17 protein-coding genes and 1 pseudogene are annotated in these 21,034 nt (G+C 71.8%); 9 read left to right on the top strand and 9 right to left on the bottom strand.

Features of this window, described 5'->3' with window-relative positions:
* Both STRIP9103_RS53585 and STRIP9103_RS33270 read left to right on the top strand, forming a co-directional pair.
* Positions 1 to 206: pseudogene (locus tag STRIP9103_RS53585) on the top strand (hypothetical protein); the annotation flags it as partial.
* A gap of 104 nt (positions 207 to 310) precedes the next feature.
* Positions 311 to 1,705 carry a cystathionine beta-synthase gene (locus STRIP9103_RS33270; RefSeq protein ID WP_009327961.1) on the top strand — a complete coding sequence of 465 codons (1,395 nt, stop codon included), beginning with the start codon at positions 311 to 313 and terminating at the stop codon, positions 1,703 to 1,705.
* Positions 1,706 to 2,164: 459 nt separating this feature from the next.
* Here STRIP9103_RS33270 and STRIP9103_RS33265 read toward each other — a convergent pair whose 3' ends face one another.
* Entirely contained in the window at positions 2,165 to 2,620 is a 456-nt protein-coding gene (locus STRIP9103_RS33265; protein WP_009327968.1) for a hypothetical protein, read from the bottom strand.
* A gap of 210 nt (positions 2,621 to 2,830) precedes the next feature.
* On the opposite strand from STRIP9103_RS33265, the gene STRIP9103_RS33260 reads away from it, so the two are divergent.
* The 3 genes from STRIP9103_RS33260 (at position 2,831) to STRIP9103_RS33250 (ending at position 6,039) form a co-directional block, all read left to right on the top strand.
* Entirely contained in the window at positions 2,831 to 4,501 is a 1,671-nt protein-coding gene (locus tag STRIP9103_RS33260; RefSeq protein WP_048821440.1) for an aromatic amino acid ammonia-lyase, read from the top strand.
* Positions 4,498 to 5,358 (top strand): MurR/RpiR family transcriptional regulator, encoded by an 861-nt coding sequence (locus STRIP9103_RS33255; protein ID WP_009327966.1) that lies wholly within the window; start codon positions 4,498 to 4,500, stop codon positions 5,356 to 5,358. Before STRIP9103_RS33260 ends, STRIP9103_RS33255 begins: the two co-directional genes overlap by 4 nt.
* Positions 5,359 to 5,472: 114 nt before the next feature.
* On the top strand, positions 5,473 to 6,039 hold the full coding sequence (locus STRIP9103_RS33250) for a hypothetical protein (protein ID WP_078614133.1): 567 nt from the start codon (positions 5,473 to 5,475) through the stop codon (positions 6,037 to 6,039).
* Between the two features lie 49 nt (positions 6,040 to 6,088).
* Here the strand turns inward: STRIP9103_RS33250 and STRIP9103_RS33245 are convergent, their stop codons facing one another.
* From STRIP9103_RS33245 to STRIP9103_RS33215, 7 genes are all read right to left on the bottom strand, one after another.
* Positions 6,089 to 7,453, bottom strand: a complete 1,365-nt coding sequence (locus tag STRIP9103_RS33245; protein WP_009327979.1) for an APC family permease — start codon at positions 7,451 to 7,453, stop codon at positions 6,089 to 6,091.
* 145 nt (positions 7,454 to 7,598) lie between these two features.
* Entirely contained in the window at positions 7,599 to 8,312 is a 714-nt protein-coding gene (locus tag STRIP9103_RS33240) for a lipoprotein (protein WP_100244053.1), read from the bottom strand.
* Positions 8,313 to 8,501: 189 nt separating this feature from the next.
* Positions 8,502 to 8,876, bottom strand: a complete 375-nt coding sequence (locus STRIP9103_RS33235) for a roadblock/LC7 domain-containing protein (RefSeq protein WP_009327983.1) — start codon at positions 8,874 to 8,876, stop codon at positions 8,502 to 8,504.
* A gap of 16 nt (positions 8,877 to 8,892) precedes the next feature.
* Positions 8,893 to 9,537 (bottom strand): roadblock/LC7 domain-containing protein, encoded by a 645-nt coding sequence (locus STRIP9103_RS33230; protein ID WP_009327963.1) that lies wholly within the window; start codon positions 9,535 to 9,537, stop codon positions 8,893 to 8,895.
* A 37-nt stretch (positions 9,538 to 9,574) separates the two neighbouring features.
* Entirely contained in the window at positions 9,575 to 10,432 is an 858-nt protein-coding gene (locus STRIP9103_RS33225; protein ID WP_009327960.1) for a hypothetical protein, read from the bottom strand.
* Positions 10,429 to 10,827, bottom strand: a complete 399-nt coding sequence (locus tag STRIP9103_RS33220; RefSeq protein WP_009327980.1) for a hypothetical protein — start codon at positions 10,825 to 10,827, stop codon at positions 10,429 to 10,431. Before STRIP9103_RS33220 ends, STRIP9103_RS33225 begins: the two co-directional genes overlap by 4 nt.
* Positions 10,828 to 11,592: 765 nt before the next feature.
* Positions 11,593 to 13,098, bottom strand: a complete 1,506-nt coding sequence (locus STRIP9103_RS33215) for a type III PLP-dependent enzyme domain-containing protein (RefSeq protein WP_009327987.1) — start codon at positions 13,096 to 13,098, stop codon at positions 11,593 to 11,595.
* A gap of 156 nt (positions 13,099 to 13,254) precedes the next feature.
* On the opposite strand from STRIP9103_RS33215, the gene hutU reads away from it, so the two are divergent.
* The 4 genes from hutU to hutI all read left to right on the top strand — a co-directional run bounded on the left by hutU (position 13,255) and on the right by hutI (position 18,969).
* Positions 13,255 to 14,919, top strand: a complete 1,665-nt coding sequence (hutU, locus tag STRIP9103_RS33210; protein WP_048821439.1) for a urocanate hydratase — start codon at positions 13,255 to 13,257, stop codon at positions 14,917 to 14,919.
* 98 nt (positions 14,920 to 15,017) lie between these two features.
* A complete protein-coding gene (locus tag STRIP9103_RS33205; RefSeq protein ID WP_100244052.1) occupies positions 15,018 to 16,220 on the top strand; it encodes an allantoate amidohydrolase in 1,203 nt (400 codons plus the stop codon).
* On the top strand, positions 16,217 to 17,641 hold the full coding sequence (locus tag STRIP9103_RS33200; RefSeq protein ID WP_009327964.1) for a formimidoylglutamate deiminase: 1,425 nt from the start codon (positions 16,217 to 16,219) through the stop codon (positions 17,639 to 17,641). The genes STRIP9103_RS33205 and STRIP9103_RS33200 overlap by 4 nt, the downstream gene beginning before the upstream one ends.
* Complete coding sequence (gene hutI, locus STRIP9103_RS33195) at positions 17,638 to 18,969, top strand: imidazolonepropionase (protein WP_009327975.1); 1,332 nt, start codon at positions 17,638 to 17,640, stop codon at positions 18,967 to 18,969. Before STRIP9103_RS33200 ends, hutI begins: the two co-directional genes overlap by 4 nt.
* 86 nt (positions 18,970 to 19,055) lie before the next feature.
* Here the strand turns inward: hutI and STRIP9103_RS33190 are convergent, their stop codons facing one another.
* On the bottom strand, positions 19,056 to 20,852 hold the full coding sequence (locus STRIP9103_RS33190) for an RICIN domain-containing protein (protein WP_052315600.1): 1,797 nt from the start codon (positions 20,850 to 20,852) through the stop codon (positions 19,056 to 19,058).
* Positions 20,853 to 21,034: the final 182 nt, after the last annotated feature.

Genomic DNA, 21,034 nt, shown 5'->3' with positions numbered 1-21,034 from the left:
ACGCCCCGCCGGAGGCCCAGGCTCCGCCCGTGGCCGCCGCCTCCCCCTCCTGGTGGCGCGACCCGATAGTCAAGGACGGCACGCATGTGGGAGGCACGGGGTTTTCGTGGGGCCCGTGGGAGAGCCGCGATCGGGACATCGCGGCGGCGGTCCACATCGCCCGGGACAGGCCCTTGCCGTACAACCACTCCTTGCCCCGTAGCGGCCCTCGGCCAATCCAGCCGGGACGTGAACGTGAGGAGATCAGGAGGAGCGGGGCTTAGGCTGGCGGAACATCACGCCATCCCTTTTTGCAGCTCCGGAGACAACGGTGCAATTCCACGACTCGATGATCAGTCTCGTCGGCAACACCCCGCTGGTGAGGCTCAACAGCGTGACCTCGGGCATCCAGGCGACCGTCCTGGCCAAGGTTGAGTACTTCAATCCCGGCGGTTCCGTGAAGGACCGCATCGCCCTGCGCATGATCGAGGCGGCGGAGAAGAGCGGCGAACTCCGGCCGGGCGGCACGATCGTGGAGCCGACCAGCGGGAACACCGGGGTCGGGCTGGCCATCGTGGCGCAGCAGAAGGGGTACAAGTGCATCTTCGTGTGCCCCGACAAGGTGTCGACGGACAAGATCAATGTGCTGCGGGCCTACGGGGCCGAGGTCGTCGTCTGCCCCACCGCCGTCGCCCCCGAGCACCCCGACTCGTACTACAACGTGTCGGACCGGCTGGTGCGTGAGACGCCGGGAGCCTGGAAGCCGGACCAGTACTCCAACCCCGACAACCCGGCCTCCCACTACCACTCGACCGGCCCTGAGCTGTGGGAGCAGACGGAGGGCAGGATCACCCATTTCGTGGCGGGTGTGGGCACCGGCGGCACCATCTCCGGGACCGGGCGGTATCTGAAGGACGTGAGCGACGGGCGCGTCCAGGTCATCGGCGCCGACCCCGAGGGGTCCGTGTACTCGGGCGGGTCCGGGCGGCCGTACCTCGTCGAGGGCGTCGGTGAGGACTTCTGGCCCACCGCCTACGACCGGACCGTCGCCGACGAGATCGTCGCCGTCTCCGACAAGGACTCCTTCCAGATGACCCGGCGGCTCGCCAAGGAGGAGGGGCTGCTGGTCGGCGGCTCGTGCGGCATGGCCGTCGTCGCCGCGCTGCGCGTCGCCGAGCGGCTCGGGCCGGACGACGTCGTGGTCGTCCTGCTGCCGGACAGCGGTCGCGGATACCTCAGCAAGATCTTCAACGACGAGTGGATGGCCGACTACGGCTTCCTGGAGGACGAGGGGCCGAGCGCGCGCGTCGGTGACGTCCTCGACCACAAGGAGCACGGCGCCATGCCGTCCCTCGTCCATATGCACCCGGACGAGACGGTCGGACAGGCGATCGAGGTGCTGCGGGAGTACGGCGTCTCGCAGATGCCCATCGTCAAGCCGGGCGCCGGGCACCCCGACGTCATGGCCGCCGAGGTCGTGGGCTCGGTGGTCGAACGGGAACTGCTCGACGCGCTGTTCACCCAGCGGGCCTCGCTCGACGACCCGCTGGAGAAGCACATGTCGCCGCCGCTGCCGCAGGTCGGTTCCGGTGAGCCGGTCGGGGACCTGATGTCCGTGCTGGGTACGGCGGACGCGGCGATCGTGCTCGTCGAGGGCAAGCCGACGGGTGTGGTGAGCCGGCAGGACCTGCTCGCGTTCCTCGCCATGGGCGGGGCGAAGCAGTAGGACCTGAGGCAGTAGGGCCTGAAGCCGTGGGGCCTGAAGCGGTAGGGCCTGGGCTGGGGCGAGGTCTCAGGGCCACTACGGCTGGGGCGAAATCATGGGAAACGGCGCCAAGGGCCGCAAAAACACCCTCGGTCGGCCCTTGGTGTCGAAGATTTGCGCGAGATCCGGGGTTTGACTTCGCGAAAGTGGTACGAGCGCGTCACGTCCGCGCAGCACCCGCTTAACACGGGTCCGGCACATTAGTGGTCGTCGGCAGGGCGGGAGCGGCTCCCCGCCCGGGTCGACAGCGAAACGGCGCCAAGGACCTCCGGAGCGGCTCCCGGACCTCCATGGACGCCACGGACGCGCAAGCCCGGCCCTGACCCGGCCCGCGTCCTTCGCGGGGACCGCCGTCGTCCCGCCCTCCGTCACACGGGGGTGCGGCGGTCCCCGCGCAATTCTTTGCGCCTGGACCGGCGGTCATTCTTCCCAGTCCGAGTCGCCCGACTTGCGGCCCCGCCTGCCCAGGCGCGGCGACTGCCGCAGTGCCCATGCCATGTTCACGCCCACGATGCCCGCCCAGGTGACGAAGAGGCCGGGGAGGTCGGCCACGCCGCCGCCGATGCCGGAGAGGGGTATGGCGGCGACCAGGGAGACGACGCCGAAGCCGTAGCGTTCGCCCCAGCTGTCGGTGGACTTGGGGGAGCGGGCGCCGCGGGCCACCACCATCTGCTGCTCGGCGACCTGACGCCGCACCCGGCGGTCGACCACGCTGTCGATGCGCTGGTCCACCTTCTCCAGGAACGACTCCACGAGCGCGGACTCGTAGTCGTCGCCCAGCTCTCTGCGCGCGTGCAGCGTGGCGGCGAGTTCCTTCTTCAGCTCGCCGTCCTTGAGCTGCGCGTCGTCCTTGAGCTGCGCGTCATGGGCATCCATTCCGGTCATGTGCTTCACGGTAGGGAGCGGGGGGTGCCTTCGCACTGGGGGTAACCCCCCTGTCCGCCGCTGTCGCTTCTCCGTGCTCCCTTGCCCGTCCTGCATAGCCTCATGCAGAGTTCTCGATAGCTGAATATTCGGGTGACCGTCGGCTGTCCGCCGGGTGTGCGGTGGTGCGGTGAGGACGAGGGTGTGAGGAGGTCGCGCGTGATGTTGTCCCCGATCCTGGGCGTGGCCGACGCGGTGGACGCGGATGCCGCCGGGGCCGGTTCCGTCGTCGTCCTCGACGGGCGCGGGCTCGGGGCCGGTGATGTCGTGCGGCTCGCCGACGGGAGTGCGCGGCCCGTGCCGGACGGCATGGCGATGCGGCGGGTCGAGGAGTCCTGGGACGCCGCGCGACGGATCGCGGCCACAGGACGCGTGTACGGCCGCTCCACCGGCGTCGGCGCAAACCGCACCGAGGACGTGCCGACCGAGGCCGCCGCCGAGCACGGGCTGCGGCTGCTGCGCAGTCACGCCGGTGCCATCGGGGAGGAGCTGCCCGCCCGGCAGATACGGGCCATGCTCGCCGTACGGGCGAACCAACTGCTCGCCGGCGGCGCCGGGCTCCGGCCGACGGTCGTCACCGCGCTGTGCCAGGCGCTGGAGAGCGGGGCGTACCCCGTGGTGAACGAGTTCGGCTCGGTCGGCACGGGCGACATCGCGGCGCTGGCCCAGATGGGGCTGGCGCTGGCGGGGGAGCATCCGTGGCGCGAGCCGGGTCCGGCGGCCGGGACGCGGTTCGGGTCCGGCTCCGGCGCCCCCGAGCCCCAGCCGCTCGACAACAACGACGCCCTGGCGCTGATCAGCAGTAACGCCCTCACCCTCGGGCAGTCCGCGCTCGCCCTGCACGAGTTGCGTGGGCTGATCGCCGCCACCCAGGTGGTCGCCGCGCTCTCGCTGCTCGCCGTGGACGGCTCGCACGAGGCGTACGCGGCGCCCGTGCACGCCGCGCGCGCCCATCGGGGGTCGCGTGAAGTGGCCCGGCGCATGCGTGCGTTGATCGGTGCGGACGCACGCCCCACCCCGCCGCTCGGCCGCATCCAGGACCCGTACGGCTTTCGCTGCCTGCCCCAGATCCACGGGCCCGCGCTGGACGCGGCGGACGCCCTGGAGGCCGTACTGGAGGTGGAGATCAACGCGGCGGCGGAGAACCCGCTGATCAGTGCCGAGGACATGGCGGCCTATCACCACGGCGGCTTCTACCAGGCCCAACTCGCCCTGACCCTCGACCACTTCAGGCTGGCGCTGACGCAGGTGGCGAGGCTGTCGACATCCCGGCTCTCGACGCTCAACGAGCCCGCGTACACCCGGCTGCGCCCCTTCCTCGCCGACCACGAGCCCGCGTCGTCGGGCGTGATGATCCTGGAGTACGCCGCCGGGGCCGCCCTCGGTGATCTGCGGGCCTTCTCCGCGCCCGCTTCGCTCGGCCACGCTGTACTCTCCCGGGGCGTCGAGGAACAGGCCAGCTTCGCCTCGCTCGCCGCACGCCAGACCCTGCGGGCGTGCGGTGCGTACCGCCTCGTCGTCGGCTGCGAACTCGTCGCCGCGGTACGGGCGTTGCGCCAGCGCGACCTGCGACCGGATCCGGACCTGCCCGTCGGGCGGGCCCTGGCACTGGCGGAGGCGGCACTCGACGCGGACACCGCCGACCGGCCGTTGACGGGGGATGTGAGCGCGGCGGCGGCACTGCTCGACCGGTTCACGGAGATCTGGGCGGACGTGACGGACCGGTCCGGCGGGGCGGACGTGGCTGATGTGCCAGATGTGGCTGACGTGCCAGATATGGCGGACGTACAGACGGACAGTCGGAGAGACGGTCGGAACAGGAGCGCGTCATGAGCGCGGACAGGAGGACGGGCGTGACGGACAGTCCTGCCGCGCGGCTTCAGGCACTCTTCGAGGGGCACCGCCTGACGCCCACGCAGCGGCGCATCGCGCACAGCATGGTGCGGCGGGCCGCGGACGTACCGTTCCTGTCGAGCGTGGAGCTGGCGGAGCTGGCCGGGGTCAGCCAGCCGTCGGTGACCCGGTTCGCGGTGGCCCTCGGCTTCGACGGCTACCCCGCGCTGCGCCGGCATCTGCGCGAGGTCGCGCCCGCCGAGCCGGTGACGGCCACCCTCTCCGCCAACGAGTACCAGCAGGCCGTCGAGGCCGAGATCGAGAACCTGAGGCATCTCGCCGAGGTGCTCGCCGACCCGGCCCCGGTGGAGCGGGCGGGACGGCTGCTCGCCGCGTCCAGGCCACTGCCGGTGCTCGGGCTGCGGGCCGCCGCCGCGCAGGCGTACGGCTTCTCGTACTTCGCCGCGAAGGTCCATCCGGACGTACGGCCGCTGCACGAGGGCGGGACCATGCTCCACGACCGCATCGACGCGGCCGTACGGGCCGGGGCGACCGCGCTGCTCTGCTTCGCCCTGCCCCGGCATCCCCGCGAGGTCGTCGAGGCCCTCGCCTACGCGAAGGACGCCGGACTGGTCGTGGTGACGGTCGCCGACTCGGCCTTCGCGCCCGTCGCCAAGGTCTCCGACCTGCTCCTCCCCGCCGCCGTCGGTACCGGTCTCGCCTTCGACACCGCGTGCGCGCCCATGCTGCTGGGGCGGGTGCTGCTGGAGGCCATGTGCGACGACCTGCCGGATGCCCAGTCCCGGCTGGAGGAGTTCGACGCGAGGGCGGCGGCACGGGGGTTGTTCGTCGAGTAGCCGGCCTGGTTTGCTCTGATCTCCCGGTCGCCGGTTTCTCAGACAGGTTTCACCTTCGCTGGTTAGCGTGCCCGGCGACTGTCGTACGACCTTGGGATTACGGGAGGCGGGAGCGTGGCGCGCGGAGGGCAGGGGCTTGCTCGGGTGGCCGTCGTGGTGCGGGCCGGGGCGGTGCCGTTGTGGTGGCTCGGGGTGGTGGCGGCCGGGGTCGGTGTGCTGCCGTCGGGGGTGACCGGTCGGCGGATCGGCGTGCTCGGCGGGGCGGTGCTGTTCATCGTCGCCGCGGTGGTGGTGGCGACCGTCAGGCGTGGGCGGTACGTCGAGCTGGGGCGCGCCGCCGTGCGTGCCGGCAAGCACGACATCCTCCAGGACCGTGCCGTGACGCTTCGCAACTGGCGCCGGGGGCACCGCTGGTGGCTTCTGCTCGCGTTCCTGCCGGCGGTGGCCTCGTCGTTCGCGGTCCCTGCGGCGGGCGGCATGCTGTTGGCCGGGGTCGGGGTCGGTTTGTGGCTCAGGGCCGGTTGGCTCGGCCGGCGTGAGCGGGGGGAAGAGCAGCTGTTCTGGGTCCGCGTGGACTGGCTGTCGGGGCGAGGTGGTCGGCCTACGGGCAAGCGGGTGTCCGGGTACCGGGTGACTGGTGTCGGGGCGGGGGATGCGGGGCCTGGGGGCGGGCGACGGTAGGGAGCAGGGGCGGCGGGGTCGAGGAAAAGGTCGGAACGTGACCCGGGCGTCAGGATTCTGCCCGTACCCGGAGGACCAGCTTGTTCACTCCCCACAACCCGATCCCGATGGCCAGGAGAACACCCGCACGGATGTAGACATCCGCCGACCGATCGGCGAGCGGACTGGCCAGAACGAGCGCCGTGACCGCCCCGAGCACCGGCAGAATCGTCGGCGTCCGGAAGTGGTCATGCTCCACCCGATCCCGCCGCAGCACCAGCACCGCGACATTGACGACGGCGAACACACACAACAGCAGAAACGCCGTCGTATCCCCCAGCCCCTCGATCTCCCCCGTGGAAACCAGCCCGATCGCGAGAAGCGTGACGAACACGATGCCGACGACGGGCGTCCGCCGACGCGGCAGGACACGCGCCATCCCACGCGGAAGGATGCGTTCGTTGGCCATGCCGTAGCAGAGCCGCGAGGCCATCATGATGTTGATCAGCGCGGAGTTGGTGACCGCGAAGAGCGCGATCAGGGCGAAGAGCTTGTGCGGAAAGTCCACCCCACCGGCCTTCACCACTTCGAGGAGCGGCCCACTGGACCCGGACAGGGTCTTGTGGTCGACGAGGAGCGACGAGACCAGTGCGACCAGGACGTAGATCGTGCCGGTCACCGCCACACCGATGAAGATCGCGCGCGGGAAGGTCTTGACGGGGTCCTTTGTCTCCTCGGCCATGTTCACGGAGTCCTCGAAGCCGACGAAGGCGAAGAAACCGAGGGCGGTGGCACCGAGCACGCTCGTCATCAGGGCGTATCCCGTGCCGCTCGCCTCGAACTCGGTCAGCCGGGACGGCTCACCGTCACCGCTCAGCACCGCCCACGCCCCGATCGCGAGGATGATCAGCAGGCCGGTCAGCTCGACGACGGTGAGGACGACGTTCGCCTTGACCGACTCGGAGACGCCCCGCAGGTTCAGCACGGCGAGCAGAACGATGAAGAGGATGGCGATGAGGGTGGGCGGCAGGGCGCCGTTCGTCAGTTCGCTCAGATAGTCGCCGCTGAAGGCGCGGGCCGCGGCGCTCGCGGACGACAGACCCGAGCACATCACCATGAAGGCGACGATGAAGGTCAGGAAGGGCATCTTGAAGGCCTTCTGGGTGTAGAGGGCCGCCCCGGCCGCCTTCGGGTACTTGCCGACGAGTTCGACGTACGACGCCGCCGTCAGGATCGCCACGACGAAGCCGATGACGAAGGGCAGCCAGAGCGCCCCGCCGACCTTGCCGGCGACCTTGCCCGTCGTCGCGTAGATGCCGGTGCCGAGGATGTCGCCGATCACGAAGAGGATCAGCAGTTTGGGGCCGAGCACGCGCTTGAGGCCCGTCTCCTCGGCCGGTGTCGACGCTCCGGCGGTGGTTTCGGTGGTGGACAAGAGAACCTCCCCCGATCGGTGATCCGTCCGGGGGAGTTCTGCCCGGCGACGGGCCATGGATGCATGGGCAACCGATTCTCAGGGCTTCACCAGAGGCACGGACGCACGCACACGGCTCACGGGGCGCGCATGGGGCTCGCGGGGCTCAGGAGGTGCGCAGGGTCCGCTTGGCGAGCTCGTACGCCGGCAGCATCTCCTCGTGCTCGTCGGTGTCGAAACCGCCGAGATGCACTACGACGGGCCCCTCGGGCGTGACGGCGATGAACGCCCGCTCCTTCTTCGTCTCCTCCAGGGCCTCACTGGTGTAGAGGTACTCGACCTCGGTGCCGGAGACATCGGAGTCGGACGAGAACGCGCTGTACTCCGCCTCGCTCGTGTCGCCCTCGGCCGCCACGAACTCCTTGAGCAACGCCTCCGCGTCCCCGTCCGCCGCACCGGCCTCGCCGGTCCACACCCGGATGAAGCCGATGTTCCCGGCGGGCTTCGCGTCGATCTCGCACGCGGCGGTGAACGGTCCCTGATGGAGCAGTGCCTCGGCCAGCTCCGCGGCGACCTCGTCGCCACCGGTCGCCTCGGCGTCGACGGCCTTCGGCTTCCACTTCTCGGCGGTGTCGAAGGTGACCGGCAGTTCGCAGGCGGAACCGGCCGTGCCGACGCTGCCACCGCTCTCGGCGACGTCCCCCGTGCCGTCCGCCTTCTCCGCCCCGTCCGCTGCCGCCGACCTGCCGGCGGTCGCCGACGCCTTGGCGTCACCGCCCTCCGCCGACCCGGCCGACCCCGCCGACTCCGAGCAACCCGTCAACACCCCGGCCACCAACGCCACCTGGGCGAGCACCGTCCCCCGTACCGCTCTTCGCACAGTCACCTTCTTCTTCACTTCTCCTCTTCGGTCCAGGGCGGACACGGTAGCGGAGGGGGTGGACTGGTGTTCGTGCCGGTGTGTTGTGTATGGGGGTAAGGGCGTGCGGGGGACGTGGGGGACGTGCCTTGGCGGCGCGCCCGGAGTGGGTGCGCCGCCATGTGGCCATGGGTGGGCGGGCTTGTGGGGCTAGATCTCCAGTTCCGTCTCGATCTTCTTCAGCTGGTGCCTGGCCATGGCCAGGTTGGAGCGCTTGGAGTCGAGGACCAGGTAGAGGAAGAGGCCGTTGCCGCCGCGGCCGGTGAGCAGCCGGATCAGGTGGTACTGGTCGGACAGGGCGATCAGGATGTCCTCGATCTCACCCTTGAGCCCGAGGTGCTCCATGGTGCGCAGTTTGGCGCGTACGACATCGGTGTTGCCGGCGGCGGCGACGGTGAGGTCGAACCCCTTGCTGCCGCCGATCGTGCCCAGGGCCATGCCGCTGGTGTAGTCGACGAGAGCGGCTCCGGTCGCGCCCTCGATGGACGCCAGGGCCTCTTTCAACGCGGTCTCGGTGTTGGCCATGATGTGCGGTTTCCTTTCAGCTGTCGCTGTTGGTACGGGCGTTGGATGTGGTTCGGGGAGGCGGCGTGCGGGCGGTGGCCGCGCGCGGGGTCCGGCGCGGCGGGGTGGACCTGACCGTGGCCTTGGCCGGGGTCAGGGAGGTGGTCGTGGGCGGGTCCGTCGTGTTGTCGGTCCTGTTGTCGGTCCTGTTGCCCGTGGTGGTGTTCGCGGTGGTGTTCGTGGTCTGGGCCATGGACCTGGCCGGTTTCCTGGTGGCGGCCCTGGTGGTGGCCGAGTCCTCCGCGAGGCGCGGCAGCGCGTCCACCAGCGCGCCGATACGGGTGCCGGCGCGACGCCCCTCCAGGTGGAGGCGGCCCACGTTGACCCGGTCCTCGGCCAGCAGCGTCAGTACGGCCGAGGAGCCCGCCGCGTACGTCGCCACGTAACCGTCCTCGCCGCGCAGGAGCAGTTCCCGCAGGGCGCCTCTGCCGGAGGCGTCGGCCATGCGTACGGCCACGCCCAGCGCGGCGGCGGTGAGCGCCGCGAGGCCCTCCGCCTCCACGCCCGGGGTGTCGTGGGCGAGGACGAGCCCGTCCACACTGGCCGCGAGCGCACCGGTCAGCTGGGGTATACGGGCCCTCAACCGGTGCAGTTCGTCGAGGACTTCGGCCTCCGCGGCCATGAGTGCTCTCCTCTCGGCGGGGCGCTCCCGCTGCCGCTCAAAGGGCCTCCAGCGCATCCCTGAGCCTTTGCAGTAGGGCGATGTCGGGGTCGGTGACGGTGAGTGGCCATTGCTGGGCACGGGAGGCGGCTTCGCCACGGGTGGGAGATGACGCTTCGCCGTGGATGGGGGATGACGCTTCGTCACCGCCCCGCGGTGCCGTCGCTATCAGGCCCGCGGCGGCCAGACGGCGTACGGCGACCAAGGTGTGGAAGGTGGGGCGGCCCAGGGTGAGGGAGATGTCGGCGGCGGTGCGGAAGCCGTTGACCTGGCCGAGCACGGCTTCCTGGCGGGCCGGGACCGGTGGGGCGGTCAGGTCGGCCGCTCTGATCAGCGGGGCGTCGTCCGTCGCCGGGTCGGGCCAGATGCGGTGCAGCAGGTCGCGGCGGCGCAACGCCTCGCGCTCCACCGTGGCCACCGGCACCGGTCGTATCGGACCGAGCCAGTGCGCGGCCCCGTAACGGAAGCTGGCCGGCGCCCGGCTCGGGCCGAGCACGAAGTACGCCGCGTCGAAGAGCGCCCCGGCGTGGCACAGCTCCAGCGCGCCCCTGGTGACCCGGCCGCTGTCGACGAGGAACCGCCCGACCCGCAGCCCGGCCCCGGCTGTGTCGACCGCCTCCCGCCAGCCGTCGCGGTCGAGCATGCCACCGGTGGTGAGCAGTACGTCGAGGCCCGGCGACCGGGGGCTCTCGGCGTGCACGACCTCGCCGTCGGCCAGATACAGCGCGCCGCACTCGCGCAGCAGCACACCGGTGGCCCGCTCGGCGGCGAGCCGGTTGAGCATCGGGGAGACGGCGTGGCGTACCGGGTCCTCGCGCACGGGCAGCCGAGGCGGGTGAGCGGTGATCACGGTCATGCCAGCACCAGCCGTCCCGCCATCTCGCCGAGCCGGATGCGGGCCAGCGCGAGATTGCCGTCGGTACGGGCCAGCCACAGATGCAGGAAGACGCTGCTGTCGAACGTCGTCCGCACGAACCGCAGCACGTGGTACGTGTCCCGGTTGCTGACGATCAGGTCCTCGACCGGCAGATCCGCCCCGGACCAGTCGGAACCCTCCTCCGGCGCGAACGCCCGGTGCTCCGCCGCGAGCCGGGCCAGCTCCGCCGCCTCCGCCGCGGTCGTCTCGTGGTCACCGCCGGGTGCCTCCCCGACCGTGCCCAGCGCCAGTCCGCTGGTCCAGTCGACCACGGCGGCGCCCAGCGCACCGGGCAGCCTCATGGCCTCCACCAGACACTCGTCGATTCCGGGCACCGTGGCTCCCCTTCTGCCTGCGGTTCGGCTGAGTGACCCAGACGCTACGCAACGTGTGCGCGAGGAGTGAGGGATCTGGCATTTTCCAGCGGAACATGCCCCCGGCTGACTAAGGTGGGTCGACTTGCCTGGTTTTCGGGCATGTTGGCGCCTGGGCGGCACGCCGGGGCGCTGAGGTGGAACTATGCGGGCGAATCGCATGGCGGGGACGCGGCGGGACGCCGGGCGTCAACCGTTCTGTGGGGCGCGAGGGGCGTGCGTTTGAAGTGGACGCCGCTTACGCGCGCCGACTGGCGAGCGCCGCAAGCCCTGCCCACGGGGGCGAAGCCCCTGAAGGGGGCACGGAACTCTGTCGATTCACGGCTCCGCCGCGATGAGGGTCCCCCCGTTCATGGGCCTCTCCCGCACGAGCGAAGCCGAGAGTGGGGGGGCGGCCGGGAGTGGGTGGAAGCCGGGAGCAGGGGAGCGGCCGGCGGTGGGGAAGAAGCCGGGAGTGGGTGGAAGCCGGGAGCAGGGGAGCGGTCGGCGGTGGGGAAGAAGCCGGGAGTGGGTGGAAGTCGGGAGCAGGGGAGCGGCCGGCGGTGGGGAAGAAGCCGGGAGTGGGTGGAAGCCGGGAGTGGGGGGGGCAGCCGGGAGCGGAGGAAGCGGCCGGGAGTGGAGGAAGCGGCCGGGAGTGGAGAAGCGACTGGTCGCGACCAGTCCGCAGTCGCCACACGAGAGTCCCCCAGGGTCCATCAGAAGGGCCCTACGCCCCGCGGCGACAGTTCAGAGCCCCAGAAGCCCCGACCTCTCCCCGCCACCCGCCTCCGCCACGATCTCCTTCATCGTCTGCGCCTCCCGTACGACCGCGAACCGCACCCCGCCCTCACCGGCCCCATAGCCATGGATGCCGGGCCGAGGCAGCGAGTTGTACCCATAGTGGTGCGCGAAGTAATACGCGCCCGTGTCCAGCGCGGCCACATAGTCCCCCGGCTCCAGCACCGGCAACGCCCGCCCCTCCGCGAGGAGGTCACCCGCGAAACACGCCGGCCCGGCCACGTCCTGCACCGCCACCGGCCCTTCCTTCACCCGGCCCTTATCGTCGTACGCCGCGATCCTCAGCGGCCAGGCCCCCGGCGCGTACACCGTCCGCGTCGCCACCTGCACCCCCGCATGCGTGACCGCGATCAGCCGCCCCCCGGAGCTCTTCGTGTACTCCACCCGAGCCAGCACCGTCCCGTGCTTGGCCAGCAGCGACCGCCCGAACTCGGTGACCAGCCCGTACCGCCCGCCGAACAGCCCCGGAACCGCCTCCGCCAGCAGCCGCGCGTACTGCGCGTACGTCGGTGTCGCCGCCTCCGACGCGAAGTTCACCGGCAGCCCGCCACCGATGTCGATCGTGTCCACCTGCCGCCGCCCGACCCGCCGGTTGATCTCCTCGGCCAGCTCGTACGTCTCCGTGATCCCCCGGATCATCAGGGACAACGGCATGCCCTGCGACCCGGAGTGCGCGTGCAGCCGACTCAGCCAGGGCCGGTCCAGATACGCCCGTACGACCCACTCCCGCGCGCCCTCGTCCCGCAGCGCCACCCCGAACTTGGACGTGGCCGTCGCGGTCGACAACGCCTCGATGGAACCGCCGCCGACCTGCGGGTTCACCCGGATGCCGAGCGGTGAGCGGGTGGCGGCGGACCGTACGAGCGCGTCGATGCGGTCCAGCTCCTGCGGATTGTCCGCGTTGACCGCGATGCCCAGCGCCAGCGCCTCCCGCAACTCGGCCGGGGTCTTGGCGGGGGAGTCGAGCACGGTCTGCTTCGGCGACATCCCGGCCGCCCGCGCCAGGGCCAGCTCCCCGGGGCTCGCCACCTCCGCGCCGATGCCCGCCTCCCGCAGCAGCCGCAGCACCGGCACCAGTGGCGTCGCCTTCACCGCGAACGCGTGCAGCACGGGAGTACCCGGCGCCGTCACCGCGTCGAACGCCCGTCGCAGCGCCGCCGCCGACGCCCGGATCCCGGTGACGTCGAGGAGTCCCACGATCGGCGTCCCGGGGCCGACCAGTCCCTGCTCCACGGCCGCGCGCACGGCGTCGTCCCGCCGCGCCGCACGGGCGTCGTCGGTGTCGAACAGCCGCAGGGTGCGCTCACCGTCCGCCTCGTCCTGCCGGACGGGCGCCTCATGTCCGGGCGCGCGCTCCCCACCCGCCTCGTCCCACCGGGCCGAGCGCTCCCCCCGCGCCCCTTCCGGCCGGGCAGCGGGCCTCTCCCCGCCGGTCCCGTTCGTCACGTCTCCCATCTCGTCCCCCGTTGTCGTGTCGTTTCCCGGGCCCACAGGGCCAGTGTGTCCAGCCAAACATCCACGGCGCTCCACCGCTGGCCGTACGGGCGTATTGACTAGTTCTATTCATGAAGTCAGGATGTGAATAGTTGCTGTAAACCGAGGAGGCAGACCGTGTCAGGACCCCGCCCCGTGAGGGCGCCGCGCGGTACGGAACTGAACGCCCTGGGCTGGCAGCAGGAAGCCGCCCTGCGCATGCTGCAGAACAACCTCGACCCCGAGGTCGCCGAGCACCCCGACAAGCTCGTCGTCTACGGCGGCACGGGCAAGGCCGCCCGCGACTGGCGCTCCTTCGACGCCATGGTCCGCACCCTGAAGACCCTCAAGCAGGACGAGACCATGCTCGTCCAGTCCGGCCGTCCCGTCGGCGTCATGCAGACCCACGAGTGGGCCCCGCGCGTCCTCATCGCCAACTCCAACCTCGTCGGCGACTGGGCCAACTGGGAGGAGTTCCGGCGGCTGGAACAGCTGGGGTTGACCATGTACGGGCAGATGACCGCCGGTTCCTGGATCTACATCGGCACCCAGGGCATCCTCCAGGGCACCTACGAGACGTTCGCCGCCGTCGCCGCCAAGAAGTTCGGCGGCACCCTCGCCGGCACGATCACCCTCACCGCCGGCCTCGGCGGCATGGGCGGCGCCCAGCCGCTCGCCGTCACCATGAACGACGGCGTCGCCCTCTGTATCGACTGCGACCCGCGCGCCATCGAACGCCGCATCGAACACCGCTACCTGGACGTGAGGGCCGACTCCCTCGACCACGCGCTGCAGCTGGCCGTCGAGGCCCGTGACGCCCGCCGTCCGCTCTCCATCGGCGTCCTCGGCAACGCCGCCGAACTCGTCCCCCGGCTTCTCGCCATGGGCGCCCCCATCGACATCGTCACCGACCAGACCTCGGCCCACGACCCCCTGTCGTACCTGCCGCTGGGCGTGGACTTCGACGACATGGCCTCCTACGCCGCCAAGGACCCGGCCGGCTTCACCACCCGCGCCCGTGAGTCCATGGCCAAGCACGTCGAGGCCATGGTCGGCTTCCTGGACGCCGGTGCCGAGGTCTTCGACTACGGCAACTCCATCCGCGGCGAGGCCCAACTCGCCGGGTGCGAACGGGCGTTCGCCTTCCCCGGCTTCGTCCCCGCCTACATCCGGCCGCTGTTCTGCGAGGGCAAGGGGCCCTTCCGGTGGGCCGCCCTCTCCGGCGACCCCGCCGACATCGCCAAGACCGACCAGGCGATCCTCGACCTCTTCCCCGAGAACGAATCCCTCCACCGGTGGATCAGGATGGCCGGCGAACGGGTGCACTTCCAGGGGCTTCCGGCGCGCATCTGCTGGCTCGGCTACGGGGAGCGGGACAAGGCCGGCGAGCGGTTCAACGACATGGTCGCCGGCGGGGAACTCGCCGCGCCGCTCGCCATCGGGCGCGACCACCTCGACTGCGGTTCCGTCGCCTCCCCCTACCGCGAGACCGAGGCCATGCTCGACGGCTCCGACGCGATCGCCGACTGGCCCCTGCTGAACGCCATGGTGAACGTGGCGTCCGGGGCGTCCTGGGTCTCCCTGCACCATGGTGGTGGCGTGGGTATGGGCCGCTCCATCCACGCCGGGCAGGTCACGGTCGCCGACGGCACGAAGCTCGGCGGCGAGAAGATCCGCCGGGTGCTCACCAACGACCCCGGCATGGGGGTGATCCGGCATGTCGACGCCGGGTACGACATCGCGGAGTCCGTCGCCGACGAGCGGGGGGTTCGGGTGCCGATGCGTGAGGGTGATCCCGCGTGACGCAGGACGGCAACGCCTCGGTGGGGGCGGGCGCTTCGTCGCCGCCTGAACAGCCACTCGTACAGGCACCCGTCACCGGCGGTGCCTCGTTCCACGAGATGTGGCGGGAGCTTCGGCCCATCGGCCGGCACCCCGACTCCGGAGGCTATCGGCGCTTCGCCTGGACCGGGGCCGACGCCGAATGCCGGTCCTGGTTCGAGCAGCAGGTCCGTGCTCGTGGGTTGACCTACGAGGTCGACCGGAACGGGAATCAGTGGGCCTGGCTCGGTGATCCCACGGAGGGGGACGCGGTGGTCACCGGGTCGCACCTCGACTCCGTACCCGATGGCGGCGCCTTCGACGGGCCCCTCGGTGTCGTGTCCTCCTTCGCCGCGCTCGATGAACTGCGTGCCCGGGGTGCTCGGTTCGACAAGCCGTTCGGGATCGTCAACTTCGGGGACGAGGAGGGGGCGCGGTTCGGGCTGGCCTGTGTCGGGTCGCGGCTCAGCTCCGGGCAGCTCACCGTCGCGCAGGCGCACCGGCTGACCGACGGTGACGGCGTGACGTTGCCGCGGGCCATGGAGGCCGCCGGGTACGACCCGGAGGCCATCGGGGCCGACCCGGAACGCCTCGCCCGGATCGGCGCGTTCGTCGAGCTGCACGTCGAGCAGGGGCGGGCACTGGACCTGTCCGGGGACTCCGTCGGGATCGCCAGCGCCATCTGGCCGCACGGCCGGTGGCGGTTCGACTTCCGGGGCGAGGCGAACCACGCCGGCACGACCCGGCTCGTCGACCGCCGTGACCCCATGCTGTCCTACGCGGAGACCGTGCTCGCCGCCCGCCGCGAGGCACGGCTCGCCGGCGCCGTCTCCACCTTCGGCAAGATCTCCGTCGAGCCCAACGGCGTCAACGCCATCCCCTCCCTCGTCCGCGCCTGGCTCGACTCCCGTGCCGAGGACCAGGACACCCTCGACACGGTCGTCGGCGCCATCGAGGAGGCGGCCCGCGACTTCGCCCAGGCGGGCGGGGTCGACCTGGACGTCGTACGCGAGTCCTTCACCCCCGTAGTCGAGTTCGAGCACGCCCTGCGGGACGAGATCGCCCGCATCCTGGGCCGGGACGCGGACCTCAAGGTGCCCGTTCTGGGGACCGGGGCCGGACACGACGCCGGGATCCTTTCCGGCAGCGTGCCGACCGCCATGCTGTTCGTGCGCAACCCCACGGGCGTCTCGCACTCCCCGGCCGAGCACGCCGCCGAGGACGACTGCCTGGCCGGGGTGACCGCGCTCGCCGATGTACTGGAAGGGCTGGCCCGCAGGTGACGGAGACGACCTACTGGCTCGAACACGCCTGGCTCGGCACCCATGTCGAGCCGGGCGTGACCCTGACCGTGTCCACCGACGGCACAGACGCCAGGGCCGGCACCGCCGACACCGGCATCGGCACCACCACCGGCGTCGGCCCCGACACCACGCCCGGCCCCGTCGGCCGCATCACCGCCGTGCGCACCGGCACGCCCACCCCGCCGCCCGGTGCCGTGATCCTCCGGGGACTCACCCTCCCCGGCCTCGCCAACGCCCACTCGCACGCCTTCCACCGGGCCCTGCGCGGCACCGTCCAGGTCGGCTCCGGCACGTTCTGGACCTGGCGCGAGGTCATGTACGAAGTGGCCGACCGGCTGACCCCGGACACGTACCACGCCCTCGCGCGGGCGGTGTACGCCGAGATGGCCCTGGCCGGCATCACCGCCGTAGGCGAGTTCCACTACGTCCACCACGCCCCCGGCGGCACCCCGTACGCCGACCCCAACGCCATGGGAGAGGCACTGATCGCGGCCGCCCAGGAGGCCGGGATCCGGATCACCCTCCTCGACACCACCTACCTCTCCTCCGGCTTCGGTCAGGCGCCCAACCACCACCAGCTCCGCTTCTCCGACGGCACGGCGGAGGCCTGGGCGGAACGCTGTTCAGTTCTCAAGGACCGGGATCACGCGCGGATCGGTGCGGCCGTGCACTCCGTACGGGCCGTGTCGGCCGGGCAGTTGGCGACGGTGGCGCGCTGGGCCGAGGAACGGCGGGCCCCGCTGCATGTGCACCTGTCGGAGCAGACGGCGGAGAACGACGCCTGCCGCGAGGCGCACGGCTGCACGCCCACCCAACTCCTCGCCAAGCACGGGGTGCTGGGGCCGAGGACGACGGGCGTGCACAACACCCACCTCACCGACACCGACATCGCGCTGATCGGCGACAGCGGCACCGGCACCTGCATGTGCCCCACCACCGAGCGCGACCTGGCCGACGGCATCGGCCCCGCCGTCGCCCTCCAGCGGGCGGGCTCCCCGCTCTGCCTCGGCTCCGACAGCCACGCCGTCATCGACCTCCTCGAAGAGGCACGGGCGATGGAGCTGAACGAGCGGCTGCGCACCCGTACACGGGGTCACTGGACGGCGGCGGCCCTGCTGCGAGCGGCCTCGGCCGACGGCCACGCGGCGCTCGGCTGGAACGACGCGGGCACCCTGGAGCCCGGCGCGCTCGCCGACTTCACGACGATCGCGCTCGACTCCGTCAGGACGGCAGGGCCGCTTCCACGGCTCGGCGCTGAGACGGCTGTATTCGCCGCGTCGGCAGCAGACGTGTGCCATACGGTCGTGGGCGGTCGGCATGTCGTACGGGACGGGGTCCACTCACTCGTCCCCGATGTGCCGCGAGCCCTCGCGGACGCCGTCGCCGCGCTGCGCGGATGACCCCCGGTCGGCCGGCCGCGCGGCCCGACCCCGACCGCGCCCCCGAACGCGACGCCCCCGCCCCCGAACCCGACCCGACCGCCGACCAGGCAACCAAGGACGCCATGAGCAGCCCGACCACCGTCAGTCCCGCCAGCTCAGCGAGCACCGCGAGCACGCTCATCACCAACATCGCTGTCCTGGTCACCAACAATCCCTCCCTCGGCGACAGATCCCCCCTCGGACTGATCCAGGACGCGGCCGTCGTCATCGACGGTGAACGCATCGCGTGGACCGGTGATCAAAGCAAAGCACCCGCCACTGACAATCGGGTCGACGCCGGTGGCCGGGCGGTGCTCCCGGGCTTCGTGGACTCCCACTCCCACCTCGTCTTCGCGGGCGACCGGACCGCCGAGTTCAACGCCCGCATGTCCGGCCGGGCCTACAGCGCGGGCGGCATCCGCACGACCGTCGCCGCCACCCGCGCCGCGACCGACGAGGAACTGGAGGCGAACCTCACCCGTTACCTCCGCGAGGCCCTCCGCCAGGGCACGACCACCTTCGAGACGAAGTCCGGCTACGGCCTGACCGTCGAGGACGAGGCACGGGCGCTGCGCATCGCCGCCCGGCACACGGACGAGGTGACATACCTCGGCGCCCACATCGTGTCCCCCGACTACGCCGAGGACCCGGCCGGTCCCGCGGAGTATGTCGCCCTCGTCACCGGCGAGATGCTCGACGCCTGCGCCCCGTACGCCCGTTGGATCGACGTCTTCTGCGAGAAGGGCGCCTTCGACGGCGACCAGGCCCGCGCGATCCTCACGGCCGGCAAGGCGAAGGGCCTGCACCCACGCGTCCACGCCAACCAGCTCTCGTACGGCCCCGGCGTCCAACTCGCCGTCGAGCTGGACGCGGCGAGCGCCGACCACTGCACCCACCTGACCGACGCCGACGTCGACGCCCTGGCCAACAGCCGCACGGTCGCCACGCTGCTGCCCGGCGCCGAGTTCTCCACCCGCGCCGCGTGGCCGGACGCCCGCCGTCTCCTCGACGCGGGCGTCACCGTCGCCCTGTCCACCGACTGCAACCCCGGCTCGTCGTTCACCTCCTCCGTCCCCTTCTGCATCGCTCTTGCCGTACGGGACATGCGGATGACGCCGGACGAGGCGGTCTGGTCGGCCACCGCAGGGGGCGCGCGGGCGCTCCGCCGCGACGACATCGGCCACCTCACGCCGGGCGCGTACGCCGACCTCGTACTCCTGGACGCCCCGAGCCATGTCCACCTCGCCTACCGGCCGGGCGTACCGCTGGTCACGGGGGTGTGGCGCAGGGGCGTACGCGAGGTCTGAGACGCCGGCCGATCAGCGACACACGCTCCCGCCCCCGCTCTGGGACTGTTCAGCGGCGCACGCTCCCGCCCCGGCCCCGGGCCTGTTCAGCGGCGCCGCGCCCCGGCCCCCGCGCGCCACCGTTGCTCGTCCCGCCCCGTCGCCTCGGCGAAGGCGACCGAGCCGTGTGCGGCCGGGGTCACCGCGTGGTCCGGGGCGATGGCCGGGCGGATCAGCCCTTGGGAGTCGATCGTGAACCTCAGGTTCTCGCCGTTGTCGCCGTCGAGCGAGTCGCACTCCCAGATGCCCACGCCGTCGTCGGTCGCCCCCCGGCTGTCGAGGCACAGGTGGGGATCGGCGAAGGACTGGAGCGCGTCCAGGTCGGAGTCGTAGCGCCAGCGCTGGGTGTCGCGGGAGCTGCAGGTGGCGGTGACCACGTCGGTGCCCTTCTCCAACGCGCCCCGGATGTCCAGGCACAGCCCCGAACCGACGTTCACCACCTGGGCGTAGGAGCCGTTCGGCAGCGGCGCGGACGGCAGGGAGGGCGCCGTCCGCGACGGGCTCGGAGTCTTCGTCGGCTTCGGCTTCTTCGTCGGGGAAGGGGACTTCGGGGGCTTCGACGGCCGCTGGGTGCTGGACGCCGTGGCGGACGGGGCGGGGCTCGACGGGGCCGTGGGCGTCTCGCGCGCCGTGGGCGGACTCGTCGGCGTACCGACCGAATCCGCCGCGTCCTGCGACGAGGAGCCGCCCCCGCCCGAGAACACCAGGACGACCAGCAAGGGTGCCAGGGCCACGCCCAGGGCCACCGAGGTCAACACGAGCCGACGGGACGCCGGCCGACCCTCGGGTACGGCCCCCGCCCCTGCCGCAGATCCCGCGCTCGCCCGAGCCCCAGCCCCCGTTCCCGGCCCGACCCAAGCCTCAGCTCCCGGCCCGGCTCCAGCCCCCGTTCCCGTTCCAGCCTCGGCTCCGGTTCCTGTCCAGGTCCCAGCTCCCGTCCCCGTCCAAGCCCTTGTCTCCGTCCCCGCTGTCCACCGGCTTGTTCCTGCCTCGGCTCCCGCATCCTCCCCGGCACCTGCCCCTGCCGACTCCTCCGCGTCCGTCCAGGACTCCACCGTGGCGACCGCCGCCTGCGCCGTCGCCCCCGACTCCGTACGACCGCGCGGCTCGCTCGTCCCGGCGCGCGCATACGCCGTACCGGCCCATGGCAGGAGCCCTTCCGCCAGGGCGGCGCGTGGGCGGTCACGGAGGGCACGGAGTTCGTCGTACGCGCCGGTGCAGTGGGCGCAGTGCGCCATGTGCGCCCGCAGATCCGTGCTGTGGCGGGGGTTGTCGGGGCGTACGGACTCCTCGATCAGTCGGCGGAAGTCCTGGCAGCGGGGGTCGTCGGAGGCGGCGAGACGGAGCCGGAGACAGGCCTTGCGCAGGGCGAGGAGGGCCGGTTCCTGCTTGTAGGAGACGTCCTCGGGGCTGAGGCCGAGGAGCAGGGCCGTACGGTCGTCGGGTTCCTGTTCCACGATGCCGTACCAGATGAGGCCCTGGTCGCGGGGCGGCAGGGACTCGAACGCCGGGAGCATGGGCGGCGGCGGGTCCTCGGGGGCCCGGATGCCGGCCAACCGGGCGGTCAGCAGGAGGAGTTGGTGACGCCACGGGACACTCGGTTCGGTGCCGCGCGCCGTCTGCCGGGCCGCGGCGGTGAAGACCTCCGCCGCCAGCCGCTGTGCGGCGGTCTCGCTGACGGTGCACTGCCGTGCGTAGGCGAGGACCGACGGGCGGTGGCGTGCGCGCAGTTCGCGCAGTGCCGGGTAGGCGATGGGGGTGTCGGCGCGTAACAGCGCGGTGAGCCGTGCGTCGGACGCCTCCGCGTACGGGGCGTTGTCGCCGGGATGCTCGTCCCGACCCATCGTCCTGCCTCCTCGCACCCCCGTGTTCTGCCCGTCGGCCCACGTACCGAACAGCTTGGCGCGTGACCATAGTGATGGAAGAGGTCTGTGAGGAAAAGGCGTTCCCGGCGGTAATGAAAGCGCGCCGGAAAGAGCGCAGGCCACAGCGTCGGCGGAATTCCGGAAACAGCACGGCCGGGTAT

Origin of the sequence: Streptomyces ipomoeae 91-03, from assembly GCF_000317595.1 — a bacterium.
Lineage (GTDB): Bacteria > Actinomycetota > Actinomycetes > Streptomycetales > Streptomycetaceae > Streptomyces > Streptomyces ipomoeae.
This window is presented reverse-complemented; position numbering and strand designations above follow the sequence as displayed.

Coding starts and splice junctions, on each gene's coding strand:
- STRIP9103_RS33265 (WP_009327968.1), bottom strand. CDS start 2,620: ATGGATGCCCATGACGCGCAGCTCAAGGACGACGCGCAGCTCAAGGAC.
- hutI (WP_009327975.1), top strand. CDS start 17,638: ATGACCCCCGGTCGGCCGGCCGCGCGGCCCGACCCCGACCGCGCCCCC.
- STRIP9103_RS33190 (WP_052315600.1), bottom strand. CDS start 20,852: ATGGGTCGGGACGAGCATCCCGGCGACAACGCCCCGTACGCGGAGGCG.
- STRIP9103_RS33235 (WP_009327983.1), bottom strand. CDS start 8,876: ATGGCCAACACCGAGACCGCGTTGAAAGAGGCCCTGGCGTCCATCGAG.
- STRIP9103_RS33215 (WP_009327987.1), bottom strand. CDS start 13,098: ATGGGAGACGTGACGAACGGGACCGGCGGGGAGAGGCCCGCTGCCCGG.
- STRIP9103_RS33230 (WP_009327963.1), bottom strand. CDS start 9,537: ATGGCCGCGGAGGCCGAAGTCCTCGACGAACTGCACCGGTTGAGGGCC.
- STRIP9103_RS33205 (WP_100244052.1), top strand. CDS start 15,018: ATGTGGCGGGAGCTTCGGCCCATCGGCCGGCACCCCGACTCCGGAGGC.
- STRIP9103_RS33225 (WP_009327960.1), bottom strand. CDS start 10,432: ATGACCGTGATCACCGCTCACCCGCCTCGGCTGCCCGTGCGCGAGGAC.
- STRIP9103_RS33260 (WP_048821440.1), top strand. CDS start 2,831: ATGTTGTCCCCGATCCTGGGCGTGGCCGACGCGGTGGACGCGGATGCC.
- STRIP9103_RS33255 (WP_009327966.1), top strand. CDS start 4,498: ATGAGCGCGGACAGGAGGACGGGCGTGACGGACAGTCCTGCCGCGCGG.